This window comes from Bradyrhizobium genosp. SA-3 (assembly GCF_004212635.1).
Lineage (GTDB): Bacteria > Pseudomonadota > Alphaproteobacteria > Rhizobiales > Xanthobacteraceae > Bradyrhizobium.
In genome coordinates this window covers 1-8,143 of record NZ_PSRT01000230.1, presented here as the reverse complement: position 1 = coordinate 8,143, position 8,143 = coordinate 1, and the positions used below count along the sequence as shown (strand labels likewise).

Sequence of the window (8,143 nt, the reverse complement as noted above, 5' to 3'; positions counted from 1 at the left end):
CTAGCGCGCAATTGCGCGCTAGGCCGGGACGACACCGAATATTTTGCGCACACCTTCGCCTCAGCTTGCGGACATTCGGGCTACGCTTCTCCCCGGCCGCCACAGCACGACCGCCGCCGCGACGAGATCGAGCACCACGCACAGCGCGAATGCCGCCGTGTAGTTGCCGGTGAAGCTCCGCACCAGGCCGACGATGCCGGGGCCGAAGGCGCTGACGATGCCGCTGATCGAGGTGCCGAGCCCCATCGCGGCCGCGAAGGCGGAAGCGCCGATCTCGCGCTGGATGATCAGAGGCGGGAACGTGATCATGTTGCCGATCGAGAAGCCGTAGACGGCGCAGCAGGCCAGCAGCACGGTCGGACTCGTGCTTTGGAGCAGCACGAAGAGTGCCGCGGCCTGGCTCGTCATCGACGCCGCGCAGGCGAGCCGCGGATCGAGCCGGTCGACGAACAGGCCGAGCGACAGGCGGCCGACCACCGCCATCGCCGCCATGAGAGTGACGGCGAGGCCCGCGCTGGCCCGCCCGATCAGCGGCTCGAGAAACGTCACCTGATGGATGATGAAGCCCATCTGCGCCAGCAGCGCGATCGCGATCGGCAGCACCATGGTCCAGAACGCCGCGTTGGCGAGCAGCGCCTTGCGCGACTGGCCGGGTGCGGCCGCATCGCCACCGGACGGACGTCCCGCCGATGCCCGCGAAGTCCCGGCGGGCCAACCGATGAACGTCACGACGACCGGCAGCACCAGCACCACCATTGCGAGCGTGACCGCCAGCATCGCGAAACGGAAGCCGATGCTGCCGGTCAGCGACAGCAGCAGCGGGACGAGGACGATGCCGCCGCAGGTCGCACCATTGAAAGCGAGGCTGAGCGCGAGCCCGCGCCGCCGCTCGAACCAGGAGTTCAGCACGGTCGCGATCACCACGGTGCCCATGCCGGTCCAGCCGACCGACATCAGCGCATAGGCGAGATAGAGCTGCCAGGGCGTCTGCATCAGCGCCAGCAGCATGGTTGAAGCGCCGAGCGCCGACAGGCCGCACAGGATCAGCGCGCGCAACCCGATGCGGGCGAGCAGATCGTCGGTGAAGATGACGAGGACGGAGGTCAGGAGGAACGAGAAGGTGCTGGCCGCGGAGACCAGCGTGCCCGGCCAGCCATGGGCGCGCTGCAGCTCGGCGAGATAGACGCCTTGGCCGTAGAGGCCGAAGCCGAACATGAAGAAGGCCATCAGAAAGCAGGCCAGCACCACGCGCCAGCCGCGGTAGTGCAGCGAAGATTCGTCGACACCAGTTGTGGCAATCATCAATCGAGCAATCGGTCAAAAGCAAACGGTGCAATGTGCGATCGTGCCCCACAACCAGCGGTTTTTCAATTGAAACATTGTAGCCATTTGTTGCAACGCGCAATGGCGCGGGACCAGCGATGCGGCGGGCGCCATGTACCTGCGTCACAAGATCGGCATCGAAAAGCTTGAGCCAGCGCATTGGCACGCCTGCAAGATGATGTAGGCTGACGTTTCGTGAGTCACGCCAAAGGCAAGCGCCGCGGCGACCGCAGGGGGCTCTCATGCCGAATGGCAATATCGTCGTCACCGAAGAGCGTGGAACGCGCGTGATCACCCTGCGGCGTCCGAGCAAGAAGAACGCGATCACGCAGGACATGTACCGGGAGATGAGTCACGCGATCGACACCGCGCAGAACAACCCTGATATCCGCTGCATGATCATCACCGGTGGCTCCGGTGTGTTCACCGCCGGCGACGACATCGAAGATTTCCTCAAGGCCGACGCCTCGCACCCCGAGATGCTGTCGAATGGCGCCAAGTTTCTCTATTCGCTCGCCCTCAATGCCAAGCCGATCATCGCGGCCGTGGACGGCGCCTCGATCGGCATGGGCACCGTGATGCTGTTCCACTGCGACTATGTGCTCGCCTCGAACGCTGCGACCTTCTCCGCACCCTATATCCATCTCGGGCTCGTACCAGTTGGCGCCGCCAGCCTCCTGATGCCGAACACGATGGGCTACCAGCGCGCCTTCGCGATGCTGGTGATGGGGCGGACTTTTTCCGCCGCGGAGGCGCACGCCGCAGGCTTCGTCAACACCGTGGTCTCGCCGGGACACACCGAGGTCGAGGCACGCAAGGTGGCGCGCGAGATCTGCCGCTTGCCGGCCGAGGCGGTCGCGATCTCGCGCAGACTGCTGCGCGCCCCGCCCGAGGAGCTCACCCGCCGCATCGACCAGGAAGGCCATCTGTTCGGCGAGCGGCTGCAGTCCGACGAAGCGGTGGCGGCGTTCAATGCGTTTGCGAACCGGAAGAAGCGGTGAGGCACTAGCGCGCGCCCCACCCACGCCGTCATTCCGGGGCGCGACGAAGTCGCGAGCCCGGAATCCATTTATCTACCGTCACTGCCGCCCAATGGATTCTCGGATGCGCAATTGCGCATCATAGCTCGCGCTTCGCGCGCCCCGGAATGACGGCGAGAACCTTCGTGAAATCTTCGCGCCGAACGTCTAATCTGGTTCCATGCGACATCTTCTCCGCCTGACCGCCCTCGCACTCGCCCTCACCTTCGCCCTCCCCGCCTCGGCGCAGAGCGCGGCGCCGGTCGAGCTGCGCATTCTCGCGATCAACGATTTCCACGGCAATCTGCGCCCGCCGCCGGGCGGCATCCGCATCGGAGATCCCGAGGATGGAGCCAAGAAGGTGATGGTGGCGGCGGGCGGCGCCGAATACATGGCGACGCTGGTGAAGCAGCTGCGCGAAGGACACAAGAACACGATCTTCGTCGCCGCCGGCGACCTGATCGGCGCGAGCCCGTTCCTGTCCGCAATGTTTCACGACGAGCCTTCGATCGAGTCGCTGTCGATGATGGGGCTTGCGATCACCTCTGTCGGCAATCACGAATTCGACGAGGGCAAGACCGAGCTCTTGCGGATGCAGAACGGCGGCTGCCATCCGATCGACGGCTGCCAGGGGCCGCATCCCTTCACGGGCGCCAAATTCCGCTATCTCGCGGCCTCGACCATCGAGACCGCGACGGGGAAAAGCGTGCTGCCGCCCTTTGAGATCAGGGAGTTCGACGGCATTCCCGTCGGCTTCATCGGACTGACGTTGAAAGGCACCGCCGGCATCGTCTCGCCCGCGGGCATCGCCGGACTCGAATTCCGCGACGAAGCCGAGACGGTGAATGCCTTGGTGCCGCAATTGAAGGCGCGCGGGGTGGAAGCGATCGTCGTGCTGATCCACGAAGGCGGCGTGCCCGCCGGCGACTACAACGAATGTCCCGGCATCTCGGGCCCGATCGTCGACATCGTCAAGAAGTTCGATCGCGCCGTCGACGTCGTCGTCAGCGGCCACACCCATCGCGCTTATGTCTGCGATATCGATGGGCGGCTCGTCACCAGTGGCGACAAATACGGCACGCTGGTCGCCGCGATCGACCTCAAGCTCGATCCCGCAAGCCGCGACATCGTCAGCGCCAGAGCCGAGAACGTCATCGTCGCCAATACCTCGCTGGCCAAGGATCCCGAGCAGACCGCATTGATCGAGGCCTACGACAAGCTGTCGGCGCCGATCGCCAACCGGCCGGCCGGATCGGTGACGCAGACGCTGTCGCGCATTCCGAACGAGGCCGGCGAAAGCGCGCTCGGCGACGTCATTGCGGATGCGCAATTGCTTGCAACCCGCGATACCAAGGCCGGCGGCGCCGTGATCGCGCTCACCAATCCCGGCGGCATCCGCACCGACATCGTTCCGAAGGAGAACGGCGCGATAACATTCGGCGACGTCTTCGCCAGTCAGCCGTTCCGCAACCGCCTCGTCACCATGACGCTCACCGGCCGCCAGCTCAAGGACTTGCTGGAACAGCAATGGCTCGACCCGAAGCGGCCGCGGATCCTGCAGGTGTCGAACGGATTCAGCTATGCCTGGGACGCGGCGAAACCATTCGGCGAGCGCGTAATGCCGGAGAAGATGACGCTCAGCGGCAGGCCGATCGAAGCTGGAAGCGGCTACCGCGTCACCCTCAACGACTACCTCGCCGTCGGCGGCGACGGCTTTACCGTCGCCAAACAGGGCTCGGCGCCGCAATATGGCGGCTACGACGCCGACGCGCTGTTCGCGTTCTTCCGGGCGCACGGGCCGATCGGTCCGCTACCGCCCACCCGCATCCTGCGGGTGAATTGATGCGGATCAAACGAGCCGGCGCGGGACGACCCTTTGCCATTGCCGTCCAAACGCCTAGATTGGGTTTTGCATTGCGTTTTGGCGCCGGATGCGCCAAGCGACGTCAAGAGCCGTTTTCTGTGAGGCCGACCTGATGAGCACGCTTCTTCTCTCCCACAAGGCCTGCCTCGACCACGTCACGCCGCCGGGACATCCTGAAAGGCCGGATCGCCTGCGCGCGGTGGAGGAAGCGCTGTCGCACGAGCGTTTCCAGTTTCTGGCGCGCGACCAGGCACCGGAGGGAGATCTCGATCTCGTCACGCTGTGCCACAACGAACACTACGTTACCGAGCTGCGCCACATCGCGCCGACCAGCGGCCAGGTCTATCTCGACGGCGACACCTCGATGTCGCCGGGCACCTGGGAAGCGGTGATGCGCGGCGTCGGCGGCGCGGTCGCGGCCACCGAAGCGGTGATGGCGGGCGAGCATCGCAACGCCTTCGTCGCGGTGCGCCCGCCCGGACATCACGCCGAGATCGGCAAGCCGATGGGCTTCTGCTTCTTCGACAATGTCGCAATCGCGGCGCGCCATGCGCAGCGCAAATTCGGCATCAAGCGCGCGGCCATCGTCGATTTCGACGTGCATCACGGCAACGGCACGCAGGACATCTTCTGGTCGGACCCGACCGTGATGTACTGCTCGACGCACCAGATGCCGCTGTTTCCGGGCACCGGCGCCAAGAGCGAGCGCGGCGACCACGACACCATCGTCAATGCGCCGCTCGCCTCCGAGGACGGCGGGCCGGAATTCCGCAGCGCGTTCGAGAATCTGATCCTGCCGCGGCTCGAAAAATTCAGCCCCGAGTTCCTCATCATCTCCGCCGGTTTCGACGCGCATTATCGCGACCCGCTGGCCTCGCTGAACCTGCGTGCCGAGGACTATTCCTGGGTGACGCGCAAGCTGATGGACCTCGCCGACAACAGCGCAGGGGGCCGCATTGTTTCGGTGCTCGAAGGCGGCTATGACCTGCAAGGACTGAAAGAATCTGTTACGGCGCATGTCGGCGCGCTGATGGGCGCGTGACGAACCCGCCACATTAAGCTCGCAAAATTCTGCTTTTTCTCATGTGAAGCGAATCGGGCAATCGGAAACGGATATGGCCGAAAATACCCAAATCGACGTCTCCAGGCTCACCTTCGAGCGCGCGATCGAGGAACTCGAAACGATCGTGAAGCGGCTCGAAGACGGCAAGGTGCCGCTCGAGGAATCCGTGACGATCTATGAGCGCGGCGAGGCCCTGAAGCGCCGCTGCGAGGACCTGCTGCGCCAGGCCGAGGCCCGCGTCGACAAGATCACCACCGATGCCAGCGGCCAGGCCACCGGCACCGCGCCGCTCGACGTCCAGTAAGCCAAGTTCCCCCCTTCGGTTTCTGACTGCCTTGGCCCTGTAACAGGGCACGGGGAGCTCTGCCGGCTGCTTTTTTCATGATCGCACGGCGCCGTCCCATGAAGCGTGACGGTTCTATGGGTGGTAGCTGGTCGGGGCCGTTCCGGATCGAGGCCTTCCGAGGGACAAAAAGATCTGATTCTGGCAAAAAAAGTCCCACAAGAAACCGGACGAGCCCGGAACCCCTCGTCACGGGCCGCAGTTAACCAAGCCGGCCCGCCGGTTGCACCTGCATACCCCCAATCGGCCCGGCGGGTTGGCTTTGGCCCAAGCTTTGGTGTAAAGCTGCGCGGAGTGTGGCTTTTTGTAAGCCTTGCGTGGGCAATGATTACCGACGACAAGCGCTTCAAACTGCTGATGAAATTGGCTGGGACGGGCGAAGCCGATCTAAGTGACAGGGATCACAGAGACTGAACCGGAGCGCACTTAAGCTTACCTAAGCTTGAAGACGGGGCTTGGCCCCATGCAGGTGGCTCCGACGGTTTGAGGACTCGCGCTGCGCCGATATTGAGCAAACCCATCGCGCACCGGAATGACCTTCCGGCGCTGACAAATTGGAAATGGCCGTGAACGCATACAGTAAAACGCCGCTTCTCGACACCATCCGGACGCCGGAAGACCTGCGCAAGCTCAAGATCGAGCAGGTTCGCCAAGTCGCCGACGAGCTGCGGCAGGAGACCATCGATGCTGTCTCGGTGACCGGCGGTCACTTCGGCGCGGGTCTCGGCGTGGTCGAGCTCACCACCGCGATCCATTATGTCTTCGACACGCCGCGCGACCGGCTGATCTGGGACGTCGGCCATCAGGCCTATCCGCACAAGATCCTCACCGGCCGGCGCGACCGCATCCGCACGCTGCGCACCGGCGGCGGCCTGTCCGGCTTCACCAAGCGCAGCGAGAGTGACTACGATCCGTTCGGCGCGGCGCATTCGTCGACCTCGATCTCGGCCGGCCTCGGCATGGCCGTGGCGCGCGACCTCTCCGGCGGCAAGAACAACGTTATCGCCGTGATCGGTGACGGCGCGATGTCGGCGGGCATGGCCTACGAGGCCATGAACAATGCGGGTGCGATGAACTCGCGCCTGATCGTCATCCTCAACGACAACGACATGTCGATCGCGCCGCCGGTCGGCGCCATGAGCGCCTATCTGTCGCGCCTCTACTCCGGCAAGACCTATCGCACGCTGCGCGATGCGGCCAAGCAGATCAACAAGCGCCTGCCCAAGATCCTCGCCAACCGCGCCAACCGCGTCGAGGAGTACTCCCGCGGCTTCATGATGGATGGCGGCACGCTGTTCGAGGAGCTCGGCTTCTACTATGTCGGCCCGATCGACGGCCACAACCTCGACCATCTCCTGCCCGTGCTGAAGAACGTGCGCGACATGGAGGAAGGCCCGATCCTGGTTCACGTCGTGACCCAGAAGGGCAAGGGCTACGGCCCGGCGGAAGCGTCCGCCGACAAGTACCACGCCGTCGTGAAGTTCGACGTCGCCACCGGCACGCAGGCCAAGGCCAAGCCGAACGCGCCGGCCTACCAGAACGTGTTCGGCCAGAGCCTCGTCAAGGAAGCGCAGAAGGACGACAAGATCGTCGCCATCACCGCAGCCATGCCGTCGGGCACCGGCGTCGACATCTTCAACAAGGCGTTCCCCGACCGCACGTTCGACGTCGGCATCGCCGAGCAGCACGCGGTGACGTTCGCCGCCGGTCTTGCGACCGAAGGCTACAAGCCGTTCTGCGCGATCTACTCGACCTTCCTGCAGCGCGGCTATGACCAGATCGTGCATGACGTCGCGATCCAGAACCTGCCCGTCCGCTTCGCCATCGACCGCGCCGGCCTGGTCGGCGCCGACGGCGCGACCCACGCCGGCTCGTTCGACAATGCCTATCTCGGCTGCCTGCCGAACATGGTGATCATGGCGGCGGCGGATGAAGCCGAGCTCGTGCACATGGTGGCGACCCAGGTCGCGATCGACGACCGTCCGAGTTCGCTGCGCTATCCGCGCGGCGAAGGCCGCGGCATCGACATGCCCGAGGTTGGCATTCCGCTCGAAATCGGCAAGGGCCGCATGATCCGCCAGGGCAGCAAGATCGCCCTGCTCTCCTTCGGCACGCGCCTCGCCGAATGCGAGAAGGCGGCCGACGAGCTCGCAGCCCACGGCCTGTCGACCTCGATTGCGGACGCGCGCTTCATGAAGCCGCTCGACACCGAGCTGGTGCTCAAGCTCGCCCGCGACCACGAGATCCTGATCACGATCGAGGAAGGCTCGGTCGGCGGGTTCGGCTCGCATGTCGCGCAGTTCCTGACCGATCAGGGCGTGCTGGACAGCGGCATGGTCAAGTTCCGCTCGATGGTGCTGCCCGACGTGTTCCAAGACCACGACACGCCCGCCGCGATGTACGCCCGCGCCGGTCTCGACGCCAAGGGCATCGTCGCCAAGGTGTTCGAAGCGCTCGGCAAGGACGTCAAGGCCGAGACGGTCAAGCTGGCTTGAGGGGTTTCACCTCTCCCGCGCGCGGGAGAGGTCGCG

The 8,143-nt window shown here is 64.9% G+C and carries 6 protein-coding genes; 5 read left to right on the top strand and 1 reads right to left on the bottom strand.

The window, feature by feature from the left end; translation table 11 throughout:
• Positions 1-60: 60 nt before the first annotated feature.
• The gene (locus CWO91_RS40565; RefSeq protein WP_130220929.1) at positions 61-1,302 is read right to left on the bottom strand and encodes an MFS transporter; all 1,242 of its coding nucleotides are present in this window, start codon (positions 1,300-1,302) and stop codon (positions 61-63) included.
• 263 nt (positions 1,303-1,565) lie between these two features.
• Here CWO91_RS40565 and CWO91_RS40560 point away from each other — a divergent pair, with 263 nt between their 5' ends.
• The 5 genes from CWO91_RS40560 (at position 1,566) to dxs (ending at position 8,107) form a co-directional block, all read left to right on the top strand.
• Positions 1,566-2,324 carry an enoyl-CoA hydratase-related protein gene (locus tag CWO91_RS40560; RefSeq protein WP_130220928.1) on the top strand — a complete coding sequence of 253 codons (759 nt, stop codon included), beginning with the start codon at positions 1,566-1,568 and terminating at the stop codon, positions 2,322-2,324.
• Positions 2,325-2,523: 199 nt separating this feature from the next.
• Complete coding sequence (locus tag CWO91_RS40555) at positions 2,524-4,185, top strand: bifunctional metallophosphatase/5'-nucleotidase (protein WP_130220927.1); 1,662 nt, start codon at positions 2,524-2,526, stop codon at positions 4,183-4,185.
• A gap of 133 nt (positions 4,186-4,318) precedes the next feature.
• A complete protein-coding gene (locus tag CWO91_RS40550) occupies positions 4,319-5,248 on the top strand; it encodes a histone deacetylase family protein (RefSeq protein WP_130220926.1) in 930 nt (309 codons plus the stop codon).
• Between the two features lie 73 nt (positions 5,249-5,321).
• Positions 5,322-5,573: an exodeoxyribonuclease VII small subunit gene (locus tag CWO91_RS40545; RefSeq protein ID WP_008551229.1), complete on the top strand. Its 252-nt coding sequence runs from the start codon at positions 5,322-5,324 to the stop codon at positions 5,571-5,573.
• A 605-nt stretch (positions 5,574-6,178) separates the two neighbouring features.
• A complete protein-coding gene (gene dxs / locus CWO91_RS40540; protein WP_130220925.1) occupies positions 6,179-8,107 on the top strand; it encodes a 1-deoxy-D-xylulose-5-phosphate synthase in 1,929 nt (642 codons plus the stop codon).
• The last annotated feature ends 36 nt before the right edge of the window (positions 8,108-8,143 follow it).

Bases quoted from the DNA above. Each gene is read 5' to 3' on its own strand.
- CWO91_RS40565 (WP_130220929.1), bottom strand. From the start codon at position 1,302: ATGATTGCCACAACTGGTGTCGACGAATCTTCGCTGCACTACCGCGGC.
- CWO91_RS40560 (WP_130220928.1), top strand. From the start codon at position 1,566: ATGCCGAATGGCAATATCGTCGTCACCGAAGAGCGTGGAACGCGCGTG.
- CWO91_RS40555 (WP_130220927.1), top strand. From the start codon at position 2,524: ATGCGACATCTTCTCCGCCTGACCGCCCTCGCACTCGCCCTCACCTTC.
- CWO91_RS40550 (WP_130220926.1), top strand. From the start codon at position 4,319: ATGAGCACGCTTCTTCTCTCCCACAAGGCCTGCCTCGACCACGTCACG.
- CWO91_RS40545 (WP_008551229.1), top strand. From the start codon at position 5,322: ATGGCCGAAAATACCCAAATCGACGTCTCCAGGCTCACCTTCGAGCGC.